Origin of the sequence: Mesorhizobium sp. M1D.F.Ca.ET.043.01.1.1 (assembly GCF_003952385.1) — a bacterium.
Classification (GTDB): domain Bacteria; phylum Pseudomonadota; class Alphaproteobacteria; order Rhizobiales; family Rhizobiaceae; genus Mesorhizobium.
The window spans coordinates 1687099-1712488 of record NZ_CP034444.1; the positions used below are offsets into that span (position 1 = coordinate 1687099).

Below are 25390 nucleotides of genomic sequence, written 5' to 3' on the forward strand. Positions count from 1 at the left end.
AGAAACGCCGACGCGCTATCGGATAGGTCAGGCCCTACCCGACCGCCCACGCTTCTCATCGAGCTGGAGGCGCGGCGCCGGCCCTGCGGGCGCGGCGCCAGTTCGCCGATCTTCGCCCGCGCAATCCAGCGGATCGCGCTCCTCGCCGCGGCTTGGTACGGGGCGGTGAGGGCCCTAAGGCAGGGGAGATCGGTTCCAGGCACCACGGTCATAGGCAAGGCATTGTGAAGTTCGCCCCGAGGCTCGATGTCGAAGGCGAACCACCCCTTGAGACTGCGGCAGGCTTGGCTATTCGCGAGACCCCAGCCAGGAAGGCATTCACGTCTGGTCGAGAGCAGCTTCCGGGATACAGATCCGAGGAGACTTCAATCAGCACGGGAGCGGGATTGAGCAGCAGGGACGTGGGGCCGTCGAACCCGTAGTTCCGAGATCGCTCGAGTTGGTCGGGCAAAAGGACAGAATTAGCGCTTGCAGCAATGTCCGCCTCGGTGAAAGCCGTGTCGTTGAGCAGAACGTAGTTACCAGCATCAACCCCACCCAGCGAGAGGCGGGAAATGGTCACGGTCTTGCTCCTACCAACTGTGGCGGTATCGAACGCGCCCTCGGCCGACGCGACCGTAAGCCGATCTCCAGCGATCATGCCAACAAAGCCCGCGCCGGACGTGTCGAGCACCGCGGCGGTCGATCCGTCGTAGATCTTGCTCTCGGCGGCGATCCCGATAACCCCGGTAATGACGGCCCGCCCGATGTCGGCGGTCGTTTTCGCCGTCGCGTCGGCCAGCGTGTAGTTTCGAGCGTCGGCGCTGCCGAGCGTCAGGCCGGTGACATTGACCGTTTTACCCGCCCCGGCGTTTTTGTCGGTGAAGGCGCCGATGGCGGTCGCGACCGTCAGGGTATCGCCGGAGACCATGCCGGTGAAGCCGGCGCCGGACGTGTCAAGCACGGCGGCAGTCGTGCTGTCATAGGTCTTGCTCGCGGCGGTGATACCGGTGACGGACGTGATGATCGCCCTGGCGATATCCACGCTGTACGTGCCGCCGGCAAGCGTATAGTTGGAAGCGAGGCCCGTGCCGTCCCCCAGCGTAAGCGTCCCCAGCGATACGATCTTGTCCGCCCCGGCATTCTTGTCCGACAGGCTGCCTGCGCCGTAAAGCGTCAGCACCTCGCCATTGGCGAGATTGTCGAGGGTGAATGTCGCTGCTGCGACATCCGTTGTTCCATCGTAGGTGCGTCCGCCGGAAAGCGAGATTACACGCTGCACGATCGTGAGCCCGCCGGTGCCGTAATCGACATAATAATCCCCCGCCGAACCCGTCGAATAGGCGAGCGAAATCATGTCGGTGCCCGACCAGCCGTAGGTTCCCACACCGGTCGCGGCGGTGATCGCGCCGCCCCAGTTCAGAGCAACGTTACCGACGCCGATGCCGTCCAGCGCAAGACCGCCAAGGTTTGGATCGGCATCGCCATAGGTGCGGGAAAGATCACCCGTCAGGCGGACATAGTAGTCGTAGAGCGACGTATCGGTGAGCCCGCGCAGGAGCGGAGCGCCGCCGCTGCGGGGGGTCCCCCAAATTTCCGAGAAATTCCAACCCGCGTCGATGAAGGTGAAGGGGTTGTTCATCCCGCCCGCGGTCAGGCCCACGCCCTTGCCTGCGTCGGATTGCCCAGTGCCCGACAGGCTATAGAAACTGGCGGTTACCGTGCCCGCGTTCCGGCCCACCAGACCGCCGGTGTTCGATGTTCCGTCGACGTTGCCTGCCGCATAGCTGGTCGCAATCGTGCCAGAGGACTGGTTGGTCCCCGCCAAGCCACCAATGTCATCGGCGCCGCTGACGCTGCCCGTGGCGAAGCTGTTGCGGACCGTGCCGGTGGTGATGGTCCCCACCAGACCACCTACGCTGGAGTCACCTTGAACACTGGTGCTGGCAAAGCTGTTTTCCAGGGTACCGGAGAGTGTGCCCACCAGCGCTCCCACATGGTGGTTGCCTTTGACGGAGCCGCCTTGAAGCCCCACGTTACGTACCACGCCGCCCTCACCGACCCAGCCGAACAGACCAATGTGATCGTCCGACGTCTGCGCACCCGGCCGGTCGATGACCAGACCGGCAATCGTGTGGCCATCCCCATCGAACGTTCCGACGAAGGTGGACAAGGCCCCGCCGATCGGCACGAAGCCTCTCACGGGAGTGCCGTTGGTCGCCCGCATGGTCGCCCACATGTCGGAGCGCGTGCCATCAGTGAACACCGTCCCGAAATCAATGTCGTTGGCCAGCACATAATCCGCGCCGAGATCCATGGCCATCAGCTGCAATTGATGGGTATTGGTGATGGTAGTGGAATATTCCCATCGCCCGAAGGGGCGAGTGTAGCCATCCACCATGAACCAGTCGGCTGAGAAATCGAAAGCGCCGTAACTGGCCTGTGTCAGCGCCTGCGTCGTGGTCAGGCCGGTGGCGCCGCACGTGTGGGTGCTGCCAGTGCCGCAAGCGCTGAATTGATACGTGGTATCGGTATCCCAGAAGCTGTTTTCGACTGTCGCGTAGTTGCGGCCTACCAATCCGCCCACAACATCCGCGACACTTGCAACAACATTGCCTGTGGCATAGCTGTTTCTGATCGTGCCGCCAAAAATGTTATCGCCCACAAGCCCGCCCACAACCGCGTGGCCTTGCACGTCACCTGTGGCATAGGAATTGGCAATAGTGCTGTTTTCATTCTGGCCAGCCAGTCCGCCGACCCAGTCGTTGCCCGATACTGTGCCTGTCGCGTATGCCTGCTCGATTGCTGCATAAGAATTGACACCTACCAGCCCGCCAACATAGGCACCCCCATTCCCTTCCACATTGCCTGTTGCATAGCTGTTGCGGATGGTGGTCTGAGCGCTGGATCCGACCAATCCGCCGGCAAAGCTGAAGTTGCCGTCCGTATCGGTCACGTTGCCGGAGGCATGGCTTGTCTCGATGGTGGCCTGACTGCTGCTTCCCACCAGGCCGCCCAGTCTTTGGACGCCCGTCACATCGCCCGCGGCATGACTGTTGCGAATGGTACCGCTGTGGCCGCCCACCAGTCCGCCGACATCGGATCTGCCGCTCACCTCGCTGTCGGCGTAGCTGTCCTCGATCAGGGCCGTATTGGAGCCCGCCAGTCCGCCGACACTGAAGGTTCCGCTTACATTGCCGTCAGCATGGCTGCCCTTGATCACGCCAATATTGCTGCCCACCAGTCCGCCGACACGGGGGCCGCCGTTCACATCGGCGGCGGCATAGCTGTTGCTGATCACGCCACCCCAGTTAAGGCCGACCAGGGCTCCGGTTCGCTCGCCCCCGGTGATGGAAGCGCCCGCAAGGCTCGCGTTGCGGATGGCAGCCGACTCTCCCATGACGCCGAACAGGCCGACATACTGAACACCCGGACGATTGATATAGAGGTTGGAGATGGTATGCCCCAGGCCATCGAAGGTACCGCTGAACAGATTGATGAGACCGGCGCCGATCGGCTCGAAGCCCGCGCCGCTGTGCCAGGTGCTGGTGCCGCTGGCGTCGATATCGGCGCCCAACACATAGTTGCCAGAGAGGTTGTTCTTGATGCCTTGCAGGCTGGTCGTGCCGGGTTCTCCTGCCGCGCCCAGGGAGGTGATGATCGTGTAATCGATTGTCGCCCCATCCGATCCCAGCTTGGTGGAGAAGCTGCCAGTGGAGGCGAGGTTGACGGGAGCTTTGACGCTGTAAGTAGCCGTGTTGCCGGAGGCCGCTGCGCCTTGGCCGTATTCGAGAGCGAGCCCGGCCATCCCGGAGGCACGCATGGCGGCGTTGATCTCGATTTTGCGGTCGGCGGAGAGCGTCAGCCTGTTGGCGGACCAGGTTACCGTGTCGTTGACAAAGATGTCGCCATTGGCCGACGTCGCGCCATTGGCGCTTTCTATGGTGATGTTGGTGCCGGCCAGCAGGCTGGAAAGCGCCGCGCCCGTGATGTCGCCGCCGGTCGCGGCAATGGTGTAGTCGTTGGGATCGATTAGCCAGGTGCCGGTGGCGCCGTCGACGGCGTTGGTGGTGATGACCGCCCCTTCCGTGACCGCAACCTTCTTCGCCGAAGTCTCGATGAATCCGCCATCACCGCCTTTCGGCGCCGACGCGTCGAGCTTGCCCGTGACCTTAACCTCGCCGTTCTTCATATCACCAAGCAGCAGGATGCGCCCGTTCTTCCTGGCAAGGGTCTTGGCTTGCACGGTACCGGAATTGTTGACGACGCCTTTCATGGCCTCGCTCGCCCCCTTTGCGGTGAGGAGCGCCGTTCCCCCGTCAGCCTTGATCAGCCCCTTGTTCTCGACCAGCGTCTTCACGGTCGAAGCCTTGACTTCGACGGAGAGAAGTCCGTCACCGTCGAAGTCAAGGAGCACGTCGGTGCCCGCCGCCAGGGCCGTGTCGCCGGTGATCGTGCCAGCATTGGTGACGGTGGGCGAAATCAGCGCGACGACATTGCCGGAGATGCTACCCTGATTGCTGATCGAGCCGCCGGAGCCCTTGAAATTGTAATTCCCCGCCAGAAAATCCGCATTGGAAATGCCTAGCGTCGAGGCGACGAATCCGCCTGTCCGCACCCGGCCCGTCGCACCGATGGCGATGCCATTCGGATTGACGAGGAAGACCTGCCCATTGGCGTTGAGGTTCCCGAGGATCCGGCTGGGGTTCTGGCCGACGACCCGGTTGAGCGCCACGGACGATGCGCCCGGCTGATTGAAGGTGACCGAATTGCCGGCTCCGATGGAGAAGCTCCCCCAATTGGCGATCATCCTCCCCGTGGACTGATTGACCGTCATGGTATTGCCGGACTGGCTGATGGTTCCCGAACCTGAAACGATCCGTCCGCCCGTCGGCAATTCCTGCGCCCAGGCCGACGTCGTCAGCATCGTGGTGGCCGCAAGTGCGGCGGCAAATCGGCGTTTACCGCTTTTCTTCCCCTGCGCACCGCGTGCGCATTCGGGCACGACGATGATGCAGCCAAGCGTCTTCGACCAGATATGCTTGTAGACCCTGTTCATTTCCGAATCCTCAGAAGCGAATTGCGCTGGTCAGCCAGAATTGATTGTTGTTGGAATGCCCGTCGGCATTGTCGCCGGTGGCAGCGTCGCGACCGGGATTGCTGCCGAGCGTGTGTGCCCAAGAGACGGCGAAGTTCAGGTTCTCGCGCGTCCAGCGGGCCGACAGTCCCGCGCCGGCAAGGCCATAGTCGTTGCAGCCGCAGGCGTTGAGCTGCGGGATGCCGTTCTGGTTCTTGTTGACCCAGACATGCCCCGCATCGAGGAAGCCGGCCAGTTGCAGGTTGCCGAATTCGGCGGGGACGGGTGCGTCATAACGCAGCTCAAACGTGCCTAGCAGGCCCAAATCGCCTTGCCCCTCGCTCACGGGATAACCACGCACGCCGTAGGGGCCCCCAAGCGCGAAGTCCTCGGACGAATCGAGGTTCCTGTCCGCCCACTGACCGTAAACCCGACCGAACAGCGAGAAATCACGCGGCAGGTCCTGAAGTCGTGCCAGGCTGACATTGAGACGATGGAAGTTGCCTTGCGTCTGGAGCCCCGCCTGATCGGCGGCCAAGGCCGACGGTTCACGCGACAGATCGAGGTCGCCATAGGTCCACCCCAGGGACCAACTTGTTAGACCTCCGCCGAAAACCACATCGCGCATATCACCGGAAAGCGTCAGGGTCCCCGAGAGCGACCGCTTGTCCTGCAGGTGCCCGGCCAGGCTGTCGTCGACGAGGGCCTTCCAGTTCAGGGCTACCCCGATGAGCACATTCGCGTCGCGCGAACGCATAAGACTATAGTCGAGCCCGCCACTGAGGAAATGAGCATAGCCATCCAGTTCCAGTGCCTTACCGACGTCGTCGATATTGCGATAGTGAAGGTAGCTGTAGGTGGCGTTGGCTGTCAGGCCGCACGCGCAAAGCGGCGCACTTGCAGAGAAGGAGCCGAATTGCTCCCCGTCGGAGAGGTTGCCGGAAAGGCTGGTGAGGTCGCCATAGCCGGTAACGTCTGTCATCGTGGCCTGGGCATTGGCTCGTGCCCGGCCTGTCGAAGAGCTGCCGAAATTGTCGCCCCAGACCGACGCCGAGAAAACCGGCTCCTGTTCAACTCCGACAATCAGGCTGGAGGTGTTCGGAGCTTGACCCGGCGCAAGCCGCGCCCTGGCCGAAACACCGGGAAGATCGTTCATGCGCAGCAGCGCTGCTTCCAGGTCCTGCTTGGTAACCGCATCGGCCCGGATGTGGCGCTGGCCTATGTCTCTCAAGAGTGTTTCCCGGACACGAACGCCATCGCGCCGCTCGAACTCCATCTTCTCGAGCGTTCCTTCCACGATCTTGATGGTGATGATGCCCTCAGTCACGTCCTGCGGTGGCAGGATCGCGCGGGCAAGCAAGCGGCCTTGCGCCTGCAACTGCGCCGTCACCTCATCCGCCAGCGCGTAGGGGCCCCTGATGCCTAGCCGCTTGCCTGTGGCCGATGCTGTCAGCCGTTCGCGTTCGCTTGCCGACAGCAGCTCCACCCTACCGACAAAGCGCAGGTCCTTGACGAGTATGACTTCCCCCCGTTCGGGGGGGTGTGTGGGGGGCTGACGTTGCTGATCCTCGCCCATATCCGGCGGGCGTTCAAGCCGCCGCAACTCCTGTTGCCGCTGCTGCTCGCGCAGCAATGAGCCCGCATCCTGCGCGAGTGCGGGCGGCATCAATACACCGCTCAACAAAACGCCCCAAAAGAGAGATTTGTCCCACGTCACCGTCTCACTCCGGGACCAAAGACCGGGCGACGTTCATGCATTGCCGTGCGATGCGGAACCGGCCGTCCTGCGTCGCATAATCCTCGCAGAAACTGAACGCTAGCCGCCTTACATAAACTCGCCGAATTGCATCCCTGTGGCGCAGATAGCCGGCGCAATTCTATTTTAGATTCTTGGAATATAGTAAAGTTAGAGCAAACCCCAGGCAGTGACTGCCAAATCGACATCACGTTTCTTCCCCGCATCAATACCGCAAATACAGCTACGCGGATTCGTGATGTCAAGAGGGGATTTTTTCGGAAATAGTAACGGCGTCCTTGGTCGAAAGGTTTTTATGTCGATATACGAGGTTATCGCTGAAATTATCCTTTCATCTTGAGTCTTTCGCCCTTAACCGCCTCCAAGCGATAACTTTAGACAATCGTTTTTTAGAAAGAATGCATATCTTGCAGGTGACTCGAATCAGGCAAGCTATCGCTCCGAAGGCACAGGAAACGCCCGCTTGGACTCCTGCCCTCCCAGGATAGGAAATTGGCTAGCGCTGACTAATATTTTCTTGGAGTGAAGATGTACGCATCGCGCTGTCCTAATATGCGAATTCCGTCCTGGGCCCGTCAGGCGGTCCGCCATTGCCAATCTGTGCGCATCGATAGTTGCCGATTGTCCATGAATGGATTTATTTTTGTTTTCAGTTGGTTGCGGCGTATGTTCGCGTAGTTTCGACGGCGTCCAGGTAGGACTGAATCACTCCCACTCAATTGTCTTTATCCCAGCTAGGTAATTGATCTAGCTTGGTTTTTCTTTCTTGCTGCGCCGAAAGCTGACCCCTGGCCCGTCAAAAACCTACGGTACTGATTTTAAAGGGAAATTTTTGGCGAAAAAATTTTTGAGATTTCGTGAACTATCGAGATCAATCGGCCTTTTGACCTTCCCACTGCACCGGAAAGTAGGCACACACTCCCCTCAAAAAGTACCGCCAGGGTGCCAAGCCGGCCACAACCTAACGCGATGCTTGAGCCCTCGCAAACTCGATCATTAGACGGCCGAAAAGGGGCCGGAAGCTGACGGGCTGCTTCGAGGCACGAATTAGCTACAGAGCAGACCTTCAGGCACCCTGCGTGCATCATCTTGAAGTAAGCCGTTGCTGTCGCTGGTTTTCCGGCGCGACGGCTTTTCGGAATAGCGGCAATGGACAGCGCACTGGCAAACGCCGGAATAGGACTCAGCCATCACGCCCCCTCATCGTCCATGAGGTGGTATCGTGATCGGGGTGCTGGTTGTTACTCTCCTTGATCGCCGCGGCCCAGTCGGCTCCGTTGTTTTCGGTCGCACCGGTATTTTCTATGCCCGTTATCGTATTGAACCATGCCACCATGTTCTCGGTGCAGGTATTGGCAAGCGGCGGGAAGGCGTTCGGATCGTCAAGCGAACCAATCATCAGGTTGGTGCGACCGTTTTCGAGGTGGTGGAAGAACAATGGCGTGCCGCAATTGGCGCAGAAGCCGCGCTCGACAAGCTCCGAGCTCTTCCAGACGCTCGGCTTGCCGCGTGTCCAGGTGAGCGCCTCATCGGGCGCGGCGACGAGCGCGGCAAAGATGTTGCCCGAGGCTTTCTGGCACATGCGGCAATGGCAGAGATGCGAGTTGGCGAGCATAGCGCTTGCGTGGTAGCGCACAGCACCGCACTGGCAGCCCCCGCTCATCTCCATCTCGATGCGTTTCATTTTTTCTTCTCCTTCAAGAGGCGGGTTTGGGCCCAATTTCTTTTAGGTATCCGTCTTTGATAGTCCAGCCTCCCAAGAGCGGATCTAATTCTGGTGTTAGTGGGTGTGGTTTGTCAGCCCAAAAGAATGGACCCGATCACGCCTTCCCGACCATCTGGCAATAACTTCCGCTTCAACCGCCGGTTAAGCGGTGGCCGAAGCTCGCAGAGACTGTTCAGTGGGTCCGCAGCCGCGAAGTTCCGGTGCGGGAGCTGGCGAAGTCGTAAACGCTGTGTCGGCACCACCTTCCGGGAATGCCGATGATCTGTGAGCCTGCCGATTCTGCGTCGGAATCGGAGATCGGCTTGTGTCTGGACTTGACCTTACGCTTGACCCTGAGCGGCAGCCTCGTCGCTTCGAGGTGATCAACGGCGCCGGTGGTCGGCGGCGTTGGTCAATTGACGAGAAAGCGCGGATCGTTGCAGAGACCCTGGAGCCGAACGTGGTCATCTCGGAGGTCGCCCGCCGCCACGGGCTGCGACCGCAGCAAGTCTTCACCTGGCGACGGGAGGCTCGCAAGTCCGACGTGCTCACCAGGATCGTCAACCCGCCACCCCAACAGCCAGATCGACGATCTCCTGCCCTGGGTCTACATTCCGCGGTAAGCGCTCACCTGATCGCCTTCTGCACGGCCTGAGCTGGGCGGTGGATCAACGGTCCGCCGATGGCTAGGCACATCGCCTTACTGTAAAGTGCACCCATACTCTGAAGTCTGACTCAAACTGGTCGTTAGCGGTCGAAACTTGACGCGTGCTTGCGAGCTGAAAGACGGCAAGCCGAGCTAACACCCATCCGAGCTTGCAGCGCCCGGCCGCATCAGATTTTGAGAAGAGGTTAGCATGAATCGCATTCTCATCACCGGCGCGGCCGGGAAAATCGGAAGCATCTTGCGTGAGGGCTTGCGCGGACGATACGCGGTGCTGCGCCTTTCCGACATCGCGCCACTCGATCCGGCAAGCGCCGGCGAAGAGATCGTGCGCGCCGATCTCGCCGATCTCGCCGAGGTAGAAGGCGCCATGCGCGACGTCGATTGTGTTGTCCACCTCGGCGCGATCGTGGGCGAGGAAACGTGGGATAAGGTCCTGCCCAACAACGTGGTCGGAACCTGGAATGTGTTCGAGGCGGCGCGGCGACAAGGCGTGCGTCGCGTCATCTATGCAAGCTCGCACCACGCGGTCGGGTTCTATCGACGCGCCCGCTTTATCGACCAGACGGTCGTTCCGCGGCCGGACGGCCTCTATGGGGTGAGCAAGGTGTTCGGCGAGGCCGTCGGACGCCTGTTTGCTGACAAACACGGCATCTCGGTCGCCTGCCTGCGCATCGGCGCCGTTCGCGACAAGCCCGCTGATCGGCGTCTGCTCCATGTCTGGCTTAGCCCGCGCGACGCAGTGCAGTTAGTCGGATGCTGCATCGATGCTCCCGACTATCACTTCATTGTCGTCTACGGCGTCTCCAACAACAGGCGCAACCGCTACCGCAATGCAGGCATCGAGTTCCTCAGCTATCGGCCGCAGGACGACTCGGAGGACCATGCGGCCGACATCTTGCGCACTCCGGACTCTGAGGATCCGATCTCGCGGCAATTCCACGGCGGCCCCTACACGCAGATGGGGTTCGACGGTGACCTTGCGCGGATTGAGTAGCGCGTTCTCGCGTCGCTCGAATTGATAAGAGCGACTGACCGCGCCACCGAGCTCAAGGCCGTGGCCTGAGAACACCGCTTACACGAAGTCCGCTTTTGGAAGTTGATCAACGTGGCTTTGACGTCCGATATTGGGCGCGTTGCTGACTGGCAGTTTCGGGGCCGAATGCTGGCGGTCGGCTTTCGGCATCCGAGCAGGGAAAGCGTCCCTTCCGGTTTACGACCAGTACAGCCAGCCTGCCCGCATCATCTAGTCAGGTTGGCGGCGCGCTGTGACGGCCACGCATCCTGACATGAATGTGCGAATCTTCGTGGTACGGTGCGGTGGTTTCTGCGACACCCGATTTGCCTGCCAGAAATTGAAGAGGAGAGTTCACACGTCCAGGATCAATCGCCGTGCGCTGCTCTTTCACTCCAGCAGCGGTGTTGTCGCCTCGACGGTTGCGGCAGCGGCTCTCGCCACAGAGCTGCCAAGCCGAGACCAAGAGCCATTCCGAACTGCGCGCACTGATTGAGGCGCACATGACAGCATACGCGGAGTTTGGCAAGGCCGTACACGAAAGGGGCGGAAGCATCCGCGACTACGACAGAGCCAGCCGAGCAGAGGAAAAGGCGCTGCTGGCCATCTGCGCGTACTCTGCCGTCAGGGAGGGCGATCGCTGGGCCAAGGCGCGATACCTATTGGAGATCGAGGCGCGCGGCGAACTCGACCTGGCAGAGCATATGCAGGCCCTTCTCCGCTCAACCATGTGGAAGGGATGAGACTGACCCCGGTGCAGCCGGTCAGCCTCATCAGATTACCCGAAGCTCGCCGGCTGCGTCCTTCCGGGAACGGGGTGGAAAGCTGACGTTTGTGAGCCCGACCGCCTTGCGCCAGCTGTCCTTGACCACATCAGGCGGAGCTCATTGAGACTCCGCAAGCTAATGTTTCGGTTTCTGCGGGTACTTGGTTAGCGCCAAGGGTAGCGCTGTAAACCTACTCTGCCGCTAGTTTGACACCTGACCGGTTAGCAAGCAGAACTGCAATTTCGTCAACAGCCTGCGTCGCCCGCATCAGGATCAGTTCGGACCGGAGAACGCCCTCGGTGAAGTCCTTGTCGGTCGCGTATACGGCAGTAGGCAGCGCGAAAGCCTCGAAGAAACCGAACAACGGCCTGAGCTGATGCTCGACATGGAGGACCTGCAGGATCAGCTCGGCAGTCTCAACGATCTCGTCACCGCCCCCGATATGTTGGCGGCGCGGAACTTTCGGACGTGGCTGGTGCGGGGGACCTCTACAGCGCCGAGGACAAGTCCAAACTTCTCAAGGACGCCGCGGAAGCACACGACGCCCTTGTCGACACGAGGCGCTTCTGGCGTTGAGGCATGCAGAAGGTGCGACGAAGCTCCAGCACCGCATGTCCTGCGATCAACGTCTCAGCCGCCATTCACCCTCGGCAAGCATCCTCACGAAAGCGCAGCCGCTCTTACCACCGGCTTTCGCTTCGGCGTCGGCAACGCAACAGGCGTCGACTTCTTTCGGCACCAGGCCGCCACAACAGCCTTTCGAGGCGGCCGAGATCGAAGAGATGGATCTCGTAGTTGTGCAGACCCGGTGGTCTCGGGCGGCGCCAGATGCACCGCATCGGCGGATGCCAGATCACCGGCAATTGCCGCAGCCACCGAGCGCACCTGTTCATAGCCGGTCAACAGCAGAAAGGTTGGCGCCCTGCCAAAGCTCTTGATACCGACGGTATAGAAGTCGGGCTCGGGGTGGCTGAGTTCACGGTGACCGTGCGGCGGAACATCGCCGCAAGAGTGCTCGTTTGGGTCGATAAGCGGCCCCAGCGCCTTGACGCCTTCGAGGCACGGATCAAGGTGAAGCCGAAGTTCTCTCGTAATCGACAGGTCCGGACGCTGACCGGTCGCGGCGACGATCCTGTCGACGGGACCAACCGTTCGCTTGCCATCCCCCGATAAGCCTTCCACCACCAGGCGACCGTCGACTTCGCGAATTGCCGTTGTTGCAAAGCCGGTGATTAGCTGGACGCGGCCGCCCTCAACGAGATCTCTGGCATCCGATCCGAGCTCGCCACGAGCCGGCAAGGCATCAAGGTCGCCGCCACCGTAGATGCGGACAAGGTCGGTGCCACGCGTCAGCCATATCGCCGAAGTCCATGGTTCTGTCTTGGCAAGCTCGGCCAACTCCAGAAGAGCGTTAGCGGCCGAGTGACCGGAACCCGCCACCAGCGTCATGCGGCCTGCATAGAGATGGCGGTCCTTACCCAGAACGTCCGGTATGCCATAGGCAATCCGGCTGCCGAGTTCCGCTTCGCCTTCGGCCGGTATGCCGCCCGCACCGAGGGGGTTTGGTGTTTGCCAGGTGCCTGACGCATCGATCACCGCACGGGCGCTGTTACGGCGTCTACCGTCAGCGGCGTCTACCAGAAGCATGAATGGCTTGTCTTCCCGGCCCTTGCTTAGGACCTTGTCGGCTCCCCATCGCGAGATCGCGACGACGCGCGTTGGTTTCGATAGACGGTGCCAGTTCGGGAAGACTGGCAAGCGGCGCTACATATCGGCCGACGATTTCAACGCCCGTTGGAAATGCCTCTGCTACTGGCATTCGCCATCCATGGCTCTCAAGAAGCTTTCGGGCGGCTGTGTCGACGCAATACCGCCAGGGGGTGAACACCCTGACGTGACCCCAATCGCGAAGGTTCGTCCCGACCTGGGCGCCAGCCTCGTAGAGCTTTACGGGGATTCCGCGGCTGACAAGGTGCGCCGCTGCGGCCAGGCCGACCGGCCCACCGCCTATTACGGCAACCGGAAGATTTCCAAGGTTCGTCATTTTCCACCTTCCATGCCTCCAGAATTATCGAAATAATGGACAGAAGGAGAAGCTAAGCTACACCCTCCGCCTCCGTCGAAGCGCAGACGGCATCCGCGCAGCACTCGTCCGCTAGGAAGCCGATCAGGCCATTGATCACGGGATAGTTGGCGCGACAGATAAGTGTCGTTGCCTGCCGTTCCTGGGTCACCAATCCGGTCAGCACCAGGCGATGCAAATGATGCGAGAGCGTCGAAGCGGCAATACCCAGCGTCTCTTGAAGACTTCCCACCGGCCTACCCGCCTCGCCGGTTCGGACGAGCAAGCGATAGAGCTTGAGCCTCGTCGGATTTCCAAGCGCTTCGAGTTGTTTTGCTGCTTGTTCGAGTTTCATGGAAATAGGCATAGGCATTTACCGGCCAAGCCGTCAAGGCAATTTCGAATATTGTGGAAATATGGGCAGCGAATTCGCCTACAGTCAACGTATGGCAGGTCGAACGTGATATAGATGCTCTGAAGATGGAGGCATGTCGCCGATCCCGGGCATGGGTTCTGGCGGCGAGTGAGCATGGCAAGCGAAGGCGAAACCATTGTCCTGGGCATTCCCATTCCGTCCAGCGATCCGGTGTTTCTCGCTGTCGTGGGCGTCCATGTCCTCTTCGGGCTTGCCGCCGTGATCACCGGGGCTGGCGCGATGCTCGCTCAAAAGGGACGCGGACGGCATTCCACGTTCGGAATCCTCTACTTCTGGTGCCTGTTGGGCGTGTTCGTCACCATGAGCGTCCTATCGCTCATGCGCTGGGCGGAAAGCTCCCACCTGTTCACGTTAGGGAGTATTTCCTTCGTATCCGCCTGTTTCGGACGCACCGCCGCCCGGCGACGCTGGCGTCAGTGGCCCAGGCTGCACCTCACCGGCATGGGTCTGTCCTACATCGTGATGCTCACCGCATTTTACGTCGACAAAGGCAAGAACCTGCCGCTTTGGAAGGAGCTTCCGGCCATTGCATTTTGGATTCTGCCCGCCGCGTTCGGAATGCCGATAATCCTCCGCGCCTTATTTCGACACCCGGTGGTCCTGGACCTCGATCGCTCGCGAGCGGCAACCGACAGATGGGCAAATCCAGATTGAGAGGCGAGCGCCTCCCGCAGGCTTCCAACTGCCTGCCCCCTCACCGGCCCTTACGAGCATACGCGAGAGGCCGAACGGCCGGAACAAGGGCAGCGCCCGCTGACTGCTGCAACAAATAGCCCCTCTGTCCAATCCTGCGTCAAGACCGCTTGCCAGTCCAGCACCGCCTGGGGGCTTGCGGTTGGCCAGCGCAAGGCTGAGGCCCCTGGGGCTGTTGCTGGCCACCGCGCGCTCGATGACGCACGCGACGAAGGCAGATATCACCTCATTCCCGGCTGGTTCCGTACTGTAGCACCTGGACCTTCTCCAGAGTCACCAGACCGCTCGGCATGATGCCCTCCAGTGCCGGCAGAAAGGCGTTGATCTTTTCCTCGCTGTCGACGATCTCGACGACGAGAGGCAAATCCAGCGACAGCCTGAGGATCTTGGCAGTGTGCAGCCGGCTGGAATGGCCGAACCCCAGTCCGCCGCGCAGCACCGTCGCGCCGGCAAGGTGCATCTCGCGAGCCTTGAGAACGATCGACTCATAGAGGGGATGGTCGGGACCTCGGTCGTCTTCACCGATGAAGATGCGGAGAAGCACGGCTTGTCGTGGTATATGCATGGTCATATTCCTCCCAAGCGGGTGTGGCACGCGGCGTCATCGCTTCGGCTTAGTCGTGGTTGACACCGCTGACTTCGTTGCGCGCCGTTCCTTCAAATATTCTATTGTACAGGTCCTGGCCGAAGCTCGTTTGCAGGGGTGCAGACTCTTTCAATTTGAAGGTTCTTTCCCCGTCCTCTCGCCTCTCGGCGCGCAGAAACATCGCGCTCCGCAGACTGCGTTCGTATAGGCCGTGGGCGAACTCGAAGAGATGGGTTACGAAGTATACCTTCATCCCGGTTTCGGTCATGGCCTCGACAATCTGTCTCGCGATCTCGGAGCCCTCGCGCTCGTTTGTTGCTGCAAATGACTCATTGAACAGCACCATGGAACCAGAGCCCAGGTGATCGACAATCTCGCTCATCCGGCCGAGTTCCTCGTCCAGCTTGCCGCTCTTCATCGTGGCGTCTTCCTCGCGCTTGAAGTGCGTGAATACGCCGTGAGCCACGTCCACAGGGAATCTGGCCGCCGCCACGAACATGCCGGCCTGCATCATCAACTGAGCCAGGCCGAGGGCGCGAAGGAAGATTGATTTGCCCCCCTTGTTGGCGCCGGTAATAACGACAAGGTTCTTGCCGTCGGCATGAAGATCGTTGCCGATCACCGGCTGCCCAACATTGAGGGCCAGGCAGACGTCATAGAGCTGCTCGGCAGACTGTCGCTCTCGGCCGATGCCGGACGGGATCGGAAAGCAGACGGGCTCGCTGATTCCGGCCAGGCGCTCATGGAGGTTGAGACATCCGATGTAGAATGCCAGCTCCGTGCGCATCTGGGTGAAGAAGCTCAAAATGTGGTCGTTCGACTGCGCGAGCGCATTGGCGACGAGATTCACACCCGGTCCTGCAGCTCCGACAGCGCCCTTGCGCCCTGCTCGTCACGCGGATGGAGATGATACGCGAGGACCGGCGGTCCCTTCACAAAAAGGCGCCTCCACCAACTCCGGTCGATGTCGAGAGGCTTGCGGAGCACGTAGTTGCCGCCCTTGTTCCCGGCCTGCAGCTCGGCGCTCATCAGCACGCCGTCGTTCAGCTTCAACTGCCGGAGATGATACTGGATTTCGACGAAGTGTCGGCGTCGAGTTCAGTGCAGATCATGGCAAAAAAGCCCTGGAACCCGGCGGATTTGAAGCCGGAAGCCTGCTTCTCGGCGATCGTCCTCAACTTGCGCAGGCGCGACACGAACATTGTCAGCACCTCGACCGAACGGCGCAGGACGGTATCGGGATATCCCATTAGGAGGCCCCAGTGGTTCTTCTTCTCGCTTTCGATCGTCTCCACGGCGAGAGCGTAGAGTTCGAGCGCCAGCTCCGAATGGCTCAGGCAATCCCGCAGGACTTCCTGCCGGAACAGGATCGCCTCCTCGTCCTCCAGGGAGGCTAGAATGACCTTTCGCGCGACATCGAGGAGGAATTCGTCCTGGCCTGCCATCGCCTTGAACAGAGTGTCGAGCTCGAGGTCCTGCACAAGCGGCCCTGCTTGCCAGGGCAGCGCCTCTTCCCGGGCGAAGTCTCTGTCCCTGAAAAGGAGAAAAGGCTTCATGACGCAAGCCTGTGTTTCAGTTCTTCATAGGTGAGGCGATGCTGGCGGGCGATCGCCATGGCGTGGGACAGCCCGTCGGCGGGTCGTCGCACGATCTTGAAGGTTCGCCGGGCTGGAACCTTCGGATCGACAGTGCTGACCATGCTCACCGTCTTCTCGTTGAGCTTGCTCAGTTCGTCGACGAACGTGACGCACACGGCCAGAAGGTCGAGCCCGGAAAGCTCTTCCATGACCTTCCGGCCGAGGAACAATGCATCATGCAGCGTCGTGGAGGTGAATATCTCGTTCATGATGACGATGCTGTCGGGCGTTGCCTGACCGAGTATGTCGTGGATGCGCAGAAGGTCGTCTTCGAGCTTGCCGTGCAGCGACCGGGTGTCCTCTTCCTTTTCGAAATGGCTGAACAGCCGATCGAACAACAAGAGACGGGCGCTTTTGCCAGGCACCGGGCATCCGAGGCTCGCCAGGTAGTGCATTTGGCCGAAGGCGCGAGCAAAGGTCGTCTTGCCACCCTGGTTCGGCCCTGTCACCACGATAATGCGCTCGGGGCCCTTCAGATGAAAATCGTTGGTGATCACGACCGCTTTCTCAGAATGCAGCTTCTGCGCAAGAGCGAGATCGAAGCCGCCGGCGCTGCTGATATCTTTGCCGCCGCTCAGCATCTCAGGATAACAAAAATCGAGCCCATCACGACGTAGCGGTGCGATGTATTCCAGAAAGGCGAGATAGAATTCCACCTGACGATCGAAGGCACTGATCTTCGGGTCGACAAAGGTCCCGCTTGCCTCGCAGAAGGCGTGAAGCGCCTGGAAGACTTCCGGAAAAAGCTGCGCCACCATGCCCAAGCACGGCCGCCTCGATATGGTTCATCTCGAAGAAATCGGAGAATTTGGCGAGATAGCTCTGTACGGCGCCGCGTTTGAATTTGTCGAAGGTCTTTTCGACCTCCGCGCTGTAATCCATTTCCATCTCCGGTTTGCGCACCCTGATGCGGCTGCCTTTGATGTGAAGGCAGTAGCGGATGTTGGAGAGCTCGTCCTTGATCCGCACCGCCTCCCGACGAAGCGACTGGAAATGGTTCGAGTTGGTGTGCTGGGCCACGAAATCCCGGAACGCGATCAACCCGCGTGACCGCAACCGCGTGCGGGAGAAATCGCCTCCGAGATCCGTCACGGCGTCGCAATAGGCCGTAACGGCATCGAGAACCACCCGCTCCTTTTGGTGGAGATAGTGGAGCTTGGCCGCCTTCGCGAGGGTCTCACGCATTTCGCGCATCCGCTGCGCAATCGCCTAACCGCCTGGTTCACGGCGTCGTCTTCAAGGTCGCGGAATACCTCATGCCGGTAGCAAACGGCGCCTACCATGCGCGCCGGAGCATGGAAGAACGGGATCAGATTGTATTCGCTCCGGCCGGCGGTAACGGCGGCGACGATCTGGTCGAGATTGAGATCGACGAAGCAGGCCGGTTCGGCGTCGATTTCCTCTGGCGTGCCGCCGAGGATGCTTTCCGTAAGCCCAGGTTCTGGATGCAGCGCCACCCTTTGCTCGTCCGGCTGCAAGGCGCTCTTCGGACTTGCGCCGTCGGCAGCCGCGTCTCGCTCATACGCTATCACGGAACCTTTGGGCATGGCTCCCTCATTTGACGACCAGCACATGGCAGGGTGCAAGCTCGACCAGGCGGTCCGTCGTGCTGCCGATCAGCCGATTGTAGAGGGCGGAATGGCCCATATAGCCGATCACGAGCAGGTCGAAGCCACCACGTTCGATGAAGTCGATGATGCAGGGAACGGCGTGACCGGCGACGACATGGGTCTCGAGCTTCACCTGCGCGGCCTTGGCCTGAAATTGCGCCTGTGCGATCACCTTCTGGTACCGCTGATCTTCATCGAGCCTGTCCTCGACGACTTCGTCGATCGTCGCCGGCATACGCGGCATCTCCTCTACCGAGATCATGGCAAGCTTGGCCTTGAGCCTGTGAGCCAGCTTCAGGGCGACGGCGAGTGCCTTGGCGGCTCCGTCGGAGCCGTCGTTGGCTATGAGGATGTTGCCGTACATGTCAGGCCTCCTCCTCTGCCGGCCTCGCCGAACGAGCGGCGTTTTCGACCGGCTTGAAGTCCGGCTGGAACCAGCGCTGGGCTATGATTGTCGGCACCAGCGCGCTGCCGATTACGGCCGTCACCAGGATCGTATATTGCTGCTGGTCGATGATGTGATTGGTGAGGCCAAAGAGCGCCGAGATCGTGCCGAAGGTCAGCCCGGTCGACATCAGCAGAGTGGTGTACATGCCTTCCCGCGCTTCGAAACGAAACGCCTTGGTAAGCGGCAGGATGCCGACGAATTTGGTGGCCATCTTGATCGCGAGGAAGACCGCGATCAGGCCGGCGGCCGAAAGAACGGCATGGAAATCGACCAGCGATCCGGCCTTCAGGAAATAGAAAGGCGTCAGGATCGTGAAGGCGATGATGCGCATCCGGTGGGGAAGCTCCGGGTCGGCGAGGAAGGCCGGTGCCAGCGCCATGCCGACGAGATAGGCCGGAAGCACGGCCTCGCTGCCGGCAACCGAAGCGAGGCCGCCGAGGCCGAGTAGGACCAGGGAAATGAACTTCGTTTCCGGTTCGCTGACGCGGTGACCCACCCTTGCAAAAAACCACGGCGCGAAGCGTGGCAGCATCCAGAGCGCCACCGCCGTCACGGCGCCGAACAGCGCCAGCCAATAGTCGAAATGCGCAAAGACGACGCCGAGGGCGAGCACGGTGCCGAGATCGTTTATGAAGCAGGCGGCAAGAATGATCTTGCCCATCTCCGTCTTGTTGAAGCCGGTCTCGACCATGACAGCGTAGACGACGGCAACAGAGGTTGTCGAAAGCGATATCCCGGCGATCTGGGCTTGCGGCCAGGGCCAGCCGATGGCGTAGTGGGCATAGAGCAAGACGCCGATATAGGGCGCCAGAAAACCGACGACGCCGATCGACATGCTCGATTTGAAGTGCTTGCGCACCACGGTGGGGTCGATTTCGGTGCCGGCCAGGAAAGTCAGCAGGATCGCCCCGAACCCGGCCAGAAAGTTCACCCATTCGGTGAGGTGCAGACCGATGGTGTTGCCGGCCACAGCCCCGACGATGATCTCCACAAGGGCGACCGACATCGCCACCCTGATCGAAATAACCGAAGCCAAAAGAGCAAGTCCTAACCAGACCGCAGAGACCAGCCAGACATTCTCCATCGCGCTCTCCTCTTCCAGCCCGGCGGGCCGGCAGCGTTGGTAGCATGGTGGTGACGGGCAACAAAAAAACCCGCCTCGCGGCGGGCCGATCTCCTGACTCGACTCCCACCGCGCGTTTCCACTCGGCAGGAGTCATTAGCCTTTCAAGGCGGTTTTGGGGGACTCCATCCCCTTCCAAACAACATAGGAAGTCGAGCCGGAACTCGGCAAGGGCGACTTCGCGGCTTTCGCATCGGGGCACCTTGCACAATTGAAATGTTACGGCCGTTACAATATGATGATTGACATGGTAACTCGCCCATGGCTACTGCTGACCTACAAGGTCCCGCCCGAGCCCGCCGCCAGGCGCATCGCGCTTTGGCGGCGCCTGAAGGGGATGGGGGCGGTCTATTTGCAGAATGGCGTTTGCCTGCTGCCCAAGAGCGATGACCATGTCCGTCGTCTGAAGATGCTGGAAAACGAGGTCGCCGGGATGGGCGGCGAATCCGTGATCCTGGAGACCGTCGCCCTCGATCGCGCGCAGGAGGAGAAGGTCATTGCCCGTTTCAAGGCCGACCGGGACGAGGCATACCGCGAGTTCATCGACAAATGCGCGGACTTCGAGGGCGAGATCGCAAAAGAGCGGGCGGCCAACCACTTCACCTACGCCGAGTTGGAAGAGAACGACGTCGACTTGAAGAAACTGCAGGGCTGGCTCGAGAAAATCCGCAAGCTGGACTTCTACAATGCGGCGCTGGCCGTGGAGGCCGAAGAGCGCCTTCACGCCTGTGAAGCGCTGCTGGACGCTTATGCCAAACAGGTGTTCGACGCTCATGACGAGAACCGCTGAAGATCAGGCGAAAGAGGCGGCAGCAGCCGGCAATGCCGAGGGGCTCCGTTCGCACTGGCGCGATGTGCCGACCGGCGTGTGGGCCTTGGGCTTTGTCTCGATGCTGATGGACATCTCGTCGGAAATGATTCACGCCCTGCTGCCGGTCTATATGGTGACGGTGCTTGGCACGTCCGCTCTGACCGTCGGCATGATCGAGGGCATCGCCGAGGCGACTGCGTCGGTGACGAAGGTTTTTTCGGGCGCATTGAGTGACTGGCTGGGCAAGCGGAAATGGCTGGCGGCGTTCGGCTATGGCCTTGCGGCATTCACCAAGCCGATCTTCCCGCTCGCGCCGACAGTCGGATGGCTGGTGGCGGCCCGTTTCATTGATCGGGTCGGCAAAGGCATTCGCGGAGCGCCCCGCGACGCCCTGGTTGCCGACATCAGTCCGCCCCACCTCCGTGGCGCCAGCTTTGGCCTGCGGCAGTCGCTAGACACGGTCGGCGCCTTCCTCGGCCCTCTCATCGCAATCGGCCTGATGTGGCTCACGGCCAATCATTTCCGGACGGTGTTCTGGATCGCAGTGCTTCCTGCCTTTCTGTCGTTCGCGCTCATCACCATAGCTGTGCACGAGCCGGAGCGGCCCTCGAATCTTCGGCGCGTGAAGCTGCCGCTGCACCGGAGCGAGCTTGGACGCCTCGGGGCGACATATTGGGGGATCGTGGTCGTCGCCACCGTGTTCACATTGGCCCGCTTCAGCGAAGCGTTCCTTGTGCTGAAAGCACAGGCAATCGGGCTGCCCCTCATGCTGGTGCCTGCCGTGATGGTCGTAATGAACGTCGCCTACGCGCTGTCGGCATACCCTGTCGGGGTACTTTCCGACAGGACTGATCGGGTAACAATCCTGATCGCGGGCTTGCTGCTGCTTGCTGCCGCCGACCTTGCCCTGGTCCTCGCGCCGGGTCTTTTGGGCCTCGGCATCGGGGTGGTGCTGTGGGGCTTACACATGGGTTTCACCCAGGGCTTGCTCGCTACCCTGATTGCTGATGCAGCGCCCGCGGAGCTACGCGGCACGGCCTTCGGAATGTTCAACCTGGCTACAGGTGTCGCACTGCTGGCAGCGAGCATGATCGCCGGAGGCCTGTGGGACGCGGTGGGTCCTGCCGGTACTTTCCTTGCCGGTGCCGGGTTCTCCGCGCTCACGCTGATTGGTCCGTTGGGATTGCGAACACGGCTGGCCTCTTCGGGGCGCTGAGCTGCGCGCAAAGGCGCGGAGCCGGCCGGCGTTAGATCCCTGTGATGTCGGCATCGGAGCAACAACGATCTCCCGTGCGTTCGCGTGCTGCCGACGGTGTCTGCTTTGGGCGACGGCAGAGTTGAACTCTGGGGACGGTACTGGCCCATTCTGGCCAATAGCGATCTGCTTAGTCGATGGCGGCTTTTGACCCTCTCGCGAAGTTTCCGCTGCGCAGCGGATGGCCGACTTGGGTCATCAGTTCCGGTTCCGGAAGGAAATTCTTGCGCCGCCACTTCCAGACATTTCTGGTCCTATTAAGTGGACCTTCAGGCTGAGGCCGAATCGACCCTCCTCGGACCCGTTTTCACGCGTCCATGATGGCTTTTGGTGTATTATTGTACTTTCATACAGGAGGGGGACGTGGACATCGCCACCTGGCTTCGCGGTATCGGCCTGGGACAATACGAGAAGGCCTTTCGCGACAACGATATTAGTGGAGAGGTTCTTGCCCACCTGAGGGCCGAGGATCTGACGGGACTCGGCGTGACCTCCGTCGGTCACCGGCGCAAGCTGCTCGATGCGATTGCCTCACTGGCCCTAGTTTCGAGGTCGGCGCCCATTGGCGCATCCGCATCGCTGAAGACGGCGCTGCCTTTATCTGCCCCTACAGAGGCGGAGCGGCGGCAGCTCACGGTGATGTTCGTCGACCTCGTCGGGTCGACCGAGCTAAGCCGACAGCTCGACCCCGAAGAACTGCGGGCGGTGATGCGGCGTTACCGAAGCGCGGTAACCGAAGAAGTGGACCGTTTCGGAGGGCACGTCGCCAAGTTCTTGGGCGATGGCATTCTTGCATATTTTGGCTGGCCGAAGGCACAGGAGGACGCGGCTGAACGGGCGGTCAAGGCTGCCCTTCGCATTGTGGCAGCAGCCGGTGGAATCAAGACGCAAGAGGTTCCTCACCTTCGTGCACGCATCGGTATTGCCACAGGGTTGGTGGTCATCGGAAGTCTAGGGGAAGGGGAGGCAGAGCGCCCGGACGAGATCGTCGGGGAGACGCCGAACCTCGCAGCACGGCTGCAGCAGGCGGCAGGACCGGACCAGGTTGTGATTTCCGAAACCACCCGGCACCTCGTCGGAGGGATTTTCGACCTGGAGGACCTGGGAAGGCTGCCGATCAAGGGGATAGGCCCCTCGGTAGCCCTCTGGCGGGTCCACGGCATCGGGCGCAGTGAAAGTCGGTTCGAGAGACTTCACGGCACGATGCTCACGCCGTTCGTCGGCCGAGGCCGCGAGATTGATCTGCTGCTCGAGCGCTGGGGGCGGGTCAGGCGAACGATGGGCCAGGTTGTCCTCGTAACCGGGGAACCCGGGATCGGAAAATCGAGACTGGTGCGCTTTTTCGGGGATCGACTGAGAGGGGACCGGCTCCAGGCAATCCATTTCGACGCCTCGCCGTACTACACGAACTCGGCGCTACGGCCCGTCATCTCGGAAATCCGGCGCTCTGCGGAGTTTGCAAACATTGACCCGGACAAAACACCGTTCAGGAAGCTCGAGCTTCTTCTGGGAAGGGCTTTGTCCGATACCACCGGCGCCATCCCTGTCATCGCCGATCTGCTCGGCGCTCGAACCGGCGAGCAGCATTCGTTACGTGATCTGACCCCTCAGCAGAGGAAGACCATAACGTTTGCAGCGCTGCTGAACTGGGTTGAGGAGCTCGCGACGCGGCATCCGCTGCTCATGGTCGTTGAGGACGCACAATGGCTCGACCCGACGACGCTGGAACTGGTCGATCGGATCAACGATCGGATCGCCCAATTGCCCGTGCTGCTGCTCGTCACTTTTCGGCCGGAGTTCAAGCCGACCTGGAGCGGCGCACACGTTGACTGGATCGTGCTCGAACGGCTCGATCCGATTGAGGCGGCCGCAGTAGCCGAGGCCGTTGCGGGCAAGCGTCTTCCGCAGGAAGTCTTGAACGAGATCGTCGCGCACACCGACGGCGTTCCGCTGTTCATCGAGGAATTGACCAAGGCGATGCGCGATCTCAACGTCCTTGTCGACGCAGGAGATCACTTCGACCTTTTGGGATCTCTGCCTGCAGTCACGGTTCCCGTGACACTTCAGGACGCGCTGATGGCTCGGCTCGACAGCCTGCCGCCCTCCGCAAGGCATGCCGCGCAAGTCGGTGCCGTGATTGGGCGGGAGTTCGATCGTGCGCTGCTGGCGAGCGTGAGCGACATGCCTGCCGGTGAATTGGAGACGGCGCTCTCGGAACTGATCGGAGCCGAGCTAATCTTGAGCGGCGGCACCACGGCCAGCCCGGCAAATATCTTCAAGCACGCTCTCATTCAGGACGCCGCCTACGAATCGCTCCTCAAAAGGCGCCGCCGGGAACTGCACGGCGCGATTGCCGACGCGCTGGTCAACAGATTCAAGGACACGGCCACAGCTCATCCCGAACTCGTCGCCGGCCACTACGGCAGGGCCGGGCTCGTCGAACAGGCAGTGCCATATTATCAGGCTGCGGCACGCACGGCGATCATGCGCTCGGCGACAAGAGAAGCGTTGGGCCAGCTCAATACCGGTCTCTCGCTTCTCGAAACGCTGCCGGAAGGCTTGGAGCGCAACCGACTTGAACTCGGGCTCCGCCTTGCGCTCGGCGATGCGCTCCGGGCGGCTAGAGGCACGGCGGCGGTCGAAACGGGCACCGCTTATGCTCGCGCCCGATTCTTGGCCGGGCAAACGGGAGCGGAGCACGAGAACCTCCGGGCCTGCTATGGCGAGTTTCTCTGTTACTACAATCGCGCGGAGCTCGATCGCGCGCGCGAAGTCGAAAACGAGCTGATGCGCGCGGCGGCGCGCGCATACGGCGAGGGTGGCCCAATCGGAGCGGACGCAGCCGGATTCGTTGCCCTTTGGATGGGCGATTTTGCCACCGCACGCTCTTTCCTGGAACAGCGGGTCTCGACGAAAGCACCTGTCCTGGACCCTCTGCTCGGTGCGGACATCGCCGACGCCGGACCGAACCTCTACCTTGCCCGGACGCTGCTCATTCTGGGCTACCCCGAGCAGGGGTACCGGCGGTGTCGGCAGGGTCTGGAAACTGCGGAGAAAACGCGCCAGCCCTTCGCGATCGCGTTGGCTCTCGCCAACACGTGCGTCTACTACCACTTGTGCAAAGACTGGCTCGCCCTTCGGCGCGACAGCGAGCGCCTGATTGCTCTCGCGTCCGAAAAGGCCATGCCTGCAATGTTGAACAAGGGACGGGGCTTTCGAGCTGCCGCACTCATCGCTGAAGGAAATGCAACCGACGGCCTCGAGACCCTCAAATCCTGCTACGAGCACGACGTGAACGCCGGTTACCTGGTGATGATGCCGTACTACGGGTCTATTCTGGCTGAGGCTTACCTTAGTAGTGGCAACGTTGAAGATGCGCGACGCGTGCTCGACGACGCGTTCGAGCGTGCGACTTCGACCGGCGAGCGTTGGTTTGATGCCGAGCTGTACCGACTGAAAGGGGAGTTTGCTTTGCGCGAGCCTGGTCGCGACGGCGACTTGGCTGTGGAATCTTTCGGCAAATCGGTAGAGACTGCCGGGGCGCAGGCCGCCAAATGGTGGGAGTTGCGAACTGCGACGCAACTCGCACGCCTGTGGGCAGAGCGAGGCGCCGGGGAGAAAGCCCACGATTTTCTGACAAACGTTCGCGACTGGTTCACCGAGGGTTTTGAAACTGCCGACGTCAGAGAGGCCGAGGCCCTGCTCAGCGAGCTGGAGCGTGCTACGCTATATGGCTCGCCCTCGGCTCGGCGTGAATAGCCTTGGC

Annotated in this window: 19 protein-coding genes, 2 pseudogenes and 1 riboswitch; of the genes and pseudogenes, 8 read left to right on the forward strand and 13 right to left on the reverse strand. The window is 61.2% G+C overall.

Going from position 1 to position 25390, the window contains the following annotated elements:
• Nucleotides 1-208: 208 nt before the first annotated feature.
• The 3 genes from EJ067_RS08395 to EJ067_RS08405 form a co-directional block, all read right to left on the reverse strand.
• On the reverse strand, nucleotides 209-5038 hold the full coding sequence (locus EJ067_RS08395; RefSeq protein ID WP_126085539.1) for a YDG domain-containing protein: 4830 nt from the start codon (nucleotides 5036-5038) through the stop codon (nucleotides 209-211).
• A 10-nt stretch (nucleotides 5039-5048) separates the two neighbouring features.
• Nucleotides 5049-6773 carry a ShlB/FhaC/HecB family hemolysin secretion/activation protein gene (locus EJ067_RS08400; RefSeq protein WP_245468215.1) on the reverse strand — a complete coding sequence of 575 codons (1725 nt, stop codon included), beginning with the start codon at nucleotides 6771-6773 and terminating at the stop codon, nucleotides 5049-5051.
• 1222 nt (nucleotides 6774-7995) lie between these two features.
• Entirely contained in the window at nucleotides 7996-8496 is a 501-nt protein-coding gene (locus tag EJ067_RS08405) for a GFA family protein (protein ID WP_126085540.1), read from the reverse strand.
• 878 nt (nucleotides 8497-9374) lie between these two features.
• Between EJ067_RS08405 and EJ067_RS08415 the strand changes: the two genes are divergently transcribed.
• Together EJ067_RS08415 and EJ067_RS35170 are read left to right on the forward strand one after the other, a co-directional pair.
• Nucleotides 9375-10178 carry an NAD(P)-dependent oxidoreductase gene (locus EJ067_RS08415; protein WP_126085541.1) on the forward strand — a complete coding sequence of 268 codons (804 nt, stop codon included), beginning with the start codon at nucleotides 9375-9377 and terminating at the stop codon, nucleotides 10176-10178.
• 521 nt (nucleotides 10179-10699) lie between these two features.
• Nucleotides 10700-10939 (forward strand): hypothetical protein, encoded by a 240-nt coding sequence (locus EJ067_RS35170; protein ID WP_245468216.1) that lies wholly within the window; start codon nucleotides 10700-10702, stop codon nucleotides 10937-10939.
• Nucleotides 10940-11153: 214 nt separating this feature from the next.
• On the opposite strand, the pseudogene EJ067_RS35175 reads toward EJ067_RS35170, so the two are convergent.
• The 3 genes and pseudogenes from EJ067_RS35175 to EJ067_RS08440 all read right to left on the reverse strand — a co-directional run.
• Nucleotides 11154-11354, reverse strand: a pseudogene (locus tag EJ067_RS35175) (FMN reductase); the annotation flags it as partial.
• A 231-nt stretch (nucleotides 11355-11585) separates the two neighbouring features.
• A pseudogene (locus tag EJ067_RS08435) lies at nucleotides 11586-13007 on the reverse strand (NAD(P)-binding protein).
• 52 nt (nucleotides 13008-13059) lie between these two features.
• The gene (locus EJ067_RS08440; RefSeq protein WP_126089545.1) at nucleotides 13060-13380 is read right to left on the reverse strand and encodes a metalloregulator ArsR/SmtB family transcription factor; all 321 of its coding nucleotides are present in this window, start codon (nucleotides 13378-13380) and stop codon (nucleotides 13060-13062) included.
• A 174-nt stretch (nucleotides 13381-13554) separates the two neighbouring features.
• Between EJ067_RS08440 and EJ067_RS08445 the strand changes: the two genes are divergently transcribed.
• Nucleotides 13555-14115 carry a DUF2306 domain-containing protein gene (locus EJ067_RS08445; RefSeq protein ID WP_189510482.1) on the forward strand — a complete coding sequence of 187 codons (561 nt, stop codon included), beginning with the start codon at nucleotides 13555-13557 and terminating at the stop codon, nucleotides 14113-14115.
• 265 nt (nucleotides 14116-14380) lie between these two features.
• On the opposite strand, the gene EJ067_RS08450 is transcribed toward EJ067_RS08445, so the two are convergent.
• From EJ067_RS08450 to EJ067_RS34905, 5 genes are read right to left on the reverse strand one after another with little or no spacing between them, the layout of a single operon-like run.
• Nucleotides 14381-14719, reverse strand: coding sequence for a DUF190 domain-containing protein (locus tag EJ067_RS08450; RefSeq protein WP_126085542.1), 339 nt, complete (start codon nucleotides 14717-14719; stop codon nucleotides 14381-14383).
• A 49-nt stretch (nucleotides 14720-14768) separates the two neighbouring features.
• Nucleotides 14769-15590 (reverse strand): hypothetical protein, encoded by an 822-nt coding sequence (locus EJ067_RS34890; protein ID WP_210211688.1) that lies wholly within the window; start codon nucleotides 15588-15590, stop codon nucleotides 14769-14771.
• Entirely contained in the window at nucleotides 15587-15793 is a 207-nt protein-coding gene (locus EJ067_RS34895; protein ID WP_210211689.1) for a hypothetical protein, read from the reverse strand. The genes EJ067_RS34890 and EJ067_RS34895 overlap by 4 nt, the downstream gene beginning before the upstream one ends.
• Nucleotides 15790-16296 carry a hypothetical protein gene (locus tag EJ067_RS34900; protein ID WP_210211690.1) on the reverse strand — a complete coding sequence of 169 codons (507 nt, stop codon included), beginning with the start codon at nucleotides 16294-16296 and terminating at the stop codon, nucleotides 15790-15792. Before EJ067_RS34900 ends, EJ067_RS34895 begins: the two co-directional genes overlap by 4 nt.
• Nucleotides 16293-17135, reverse strand: a complete 843-nt coding sequence (locus EJ067_RS34905; RefSeq protein WP_210211691.1) for a hypothetical protein — start codon at nucleotides 17133-17135, stop codon at nucleotides 16293-16295. The genes EJ067_RS34900 and EJ067_RS34905 overlap by 4 nt, the downstream gene beginning before the upstream one ends.
• Here EJ067_RS34905 and EJ067_RS34910 point away from each other — a divergent pair.
• Both EJ067_RS34910 and EJ067_RS34915 read left to right on the forward strand, forming a co-directional pair.
• Entirely contained in the window at nucleotides 17134-17427 is a 294-nt protein-coding gene (locus tag EJ067_RS34910) for a hypothetical protein (RefSeq protein WP_210211692.1), read from the forward strand. The genes EJ067_RS34905 and EJ067_RS34910 overlap by 2 nt on opposite strands.
• A 206-nt stretch (nucleotides 17428-17633) precedes the next feature.
• Complete coding sequence (locus tag EJ067_RS34915) at nucleotides 17634-17939, forward strand: hypothetical protein (protein WP_210211693.1); 306 nt, start codon at nucleotides 17634-17636, stop codon at nucleotides 17937-17939.
• Here EJ067_RS34915 and EJ067_RS08465 read toward each other — a convergent pair.
• Together EJ067_RS08465 and EJ067_RS08470 are read right to left on the reverse strand one after the other, a co-directional pair.
• On the reverse strand, nucleotides 17932-18351 hold the full coding sequence (locus EJ067_RS08465) for a universal stress protein (protein ID WP_126085543.1): 420 nt from the start codon (nucleotides 18349-18351) through the stop codon (nucleotides 17932-17934). The two genes, EJ067_RS34915 and EJ067_RS08465, sit on opposite strands and share 8 nt — an antisense overlap.
• Before the next feature lies 1 nt (nucleotide 18352).
• Nucleotides 18353-19519 carry a cation:proton antiporter gene (locus EJ067_RS08470; protein WP_126085544.1) on the reverse strand — a complete coding sequence of 389 codons (1167 nt, stop codon included), beginning with the start codon at nucleotides 19517-19519 and terminating at the stop codon, nucleotides 18353-18355.
• A gap of 119 nt (nucleotides 19520-19638) precedes the next feature.
• A riboswitch (Fluoride riboswitch) is annotated at nucleotides 19639-19700 on the reverse strand.
• Between the two features lie 105 nt (nucleotides 19701-19805).
• On the opposite strand from EJ067_RS08470, the gene EJ067_RS08475 reads away from it, so the two are divergent.
• From EJ067_RS08475 to EJ067_RS08485, 3 genes are all read left to right on the forward strand, one after another.
• Nucleotides 19806-20348, forward strand: coding sequence for a Chromate resistance protein ChrB (locus tag EJ067_RS08475; RefSeq protein WP_126089546.1), 543 nt, complete (start codon nucleotides 19806-19808; stop codon nucleotides 20346-20348).
• Nucleotides 20332-21585: an MFS transporter gene (locus tag EJ067_RS08480; RefSeq protein WP_126085545.1), complete on the forward strand. Its 1254-nt coding sequence runs from the start codon at nucleotides 20332-20334 to the stop codon at nucleotides 21583-21585. Before EJ067_RS08475 ends, EJ067_RS08480 begins: the two co-directional genes overlap by 17 nt.
• A gap of 402 nt (nucleotides 21586-21987) precedes the next feature.
• Nucleotides 21988-25383 (forward strand): adenylate/guanylate cyclase domain-containing protein, encoded by a 3396-nt coding sequence (locus tag EJ067_RS08485; protein ID WP_189510485.1) that lies wholly within the window; start codon nucleotides 21988-21990, stop codon nucleotides 25381-25383.
• Nucleotides 25384-25390: the final 7 nt, after the last annotated feature.

Bases quoted from the DNA above. Each gene is read 5' to 3' on its own strand.
- EJ067_RS08415 (WP_126085541.1), top strand. From the start codon at position 9,375: ATGAATCGCATTCTCATCACCGGCGCGGCCGGGAAAATCGGAAGCATC.
- EJ067_RS34915 (WP_210211693.1), top strand. From the start codon at position 17,634: ATGCCGGTAGCAAACGGCGCCTACCATGCGCGCCGGAGCATGGAAGAA.
- EJ067_RS08440 (WP_126089545.1), bottom strand. From the start codon at position 13,380: ATGAAACTCGAACAAGCAGCAAAACAACTCGAAGCGCTTGGAAATCCG.
- EJ067_RS08475 (WP_126089546.1), top strand. From the start codon at position 19,806: ATGGTAACTCGCCCATGGCTACTGCTGACCTACAAGGTCCCGCCCGAG.
- EJ067_RS34910 (WP_210211692.1), top strand. From the start codon at position 17,134: ATGCCCAAGCACGGCCGCCTCGATATGGTTCATCTCGAAGAAATCGGA.
- EJ067_RS08465 (WP_126085543.1), bottom strand. From the start codon at position 18,351: ATGTACGGCAACATCCTCATAGCCAACGACGGCTCCGACGGAGCCGCC.
- EJ067_RS08395 (WP_126085539.1), bottom strand. From the start codon at position 5,038: ATGAACAGGGTCTACAAGCATATCTGGTCGAAGACGCTTGGCTGCATC.
- EJ067_RS34900 (WP_210211690.1), bottom strand. From the start codon at position 16,296: ATGAAGCCTTTTCTCCTTTTCAGGGACAGAGACTTCGCCCGGGAAGAG.
- EJ067_RS08405 (WP_126085540.1), bottom strand. From the start codon at position 8,496: ATGAAACGCATCGAGATGGAGATGAGCGGGGGCTGCCAGTGCGGTGCT.
- EJ067_RS35170 (WP_245468216.1), top strand. From the start codon at position 10,700: ATGACAGCATACGCGGAGTTTGGCAAGGCCGTACACGAAAGGGGCGGA.
- EJ067_RS08450 (WP_126085542.1), bottom strand. From the start codon at position 14,719: ATGCATATACCACGACAAGCCGTGCTTCTCCGCATCTTCATCGGTGAA.
- EJ067_RS08480 (WP_126085545.1), top strand. From the start codon at position 20,332: ATGACGAGAACCGCTGAAGATCAGGCGAAAGAGGCGGCAGCAGCCGGC.
- EJ067_RS34905 (WP_210211691.1), bottom strand. From the start codon at position 17,135: ATGGTGGCGCAGCTTTTTCCGGAAGTCTTCCAGGCGCTTCACGCCTTC.
- EJ067_RS08470 (WP_126085544.1), bottom strand. From the start codon at position 19,519: ATGGAGAATGTCTGGCTGGTCTCTGCGGTCTGGTTAGGACTTGCTCTT.
- EJ067_RS08445 (WP_189510482.1), top strand. From the start codon at position 13,555: ATGGCAAGCGAAGGCGAAACCATTGTCCTGGGCATTCCCATTCCGTCC.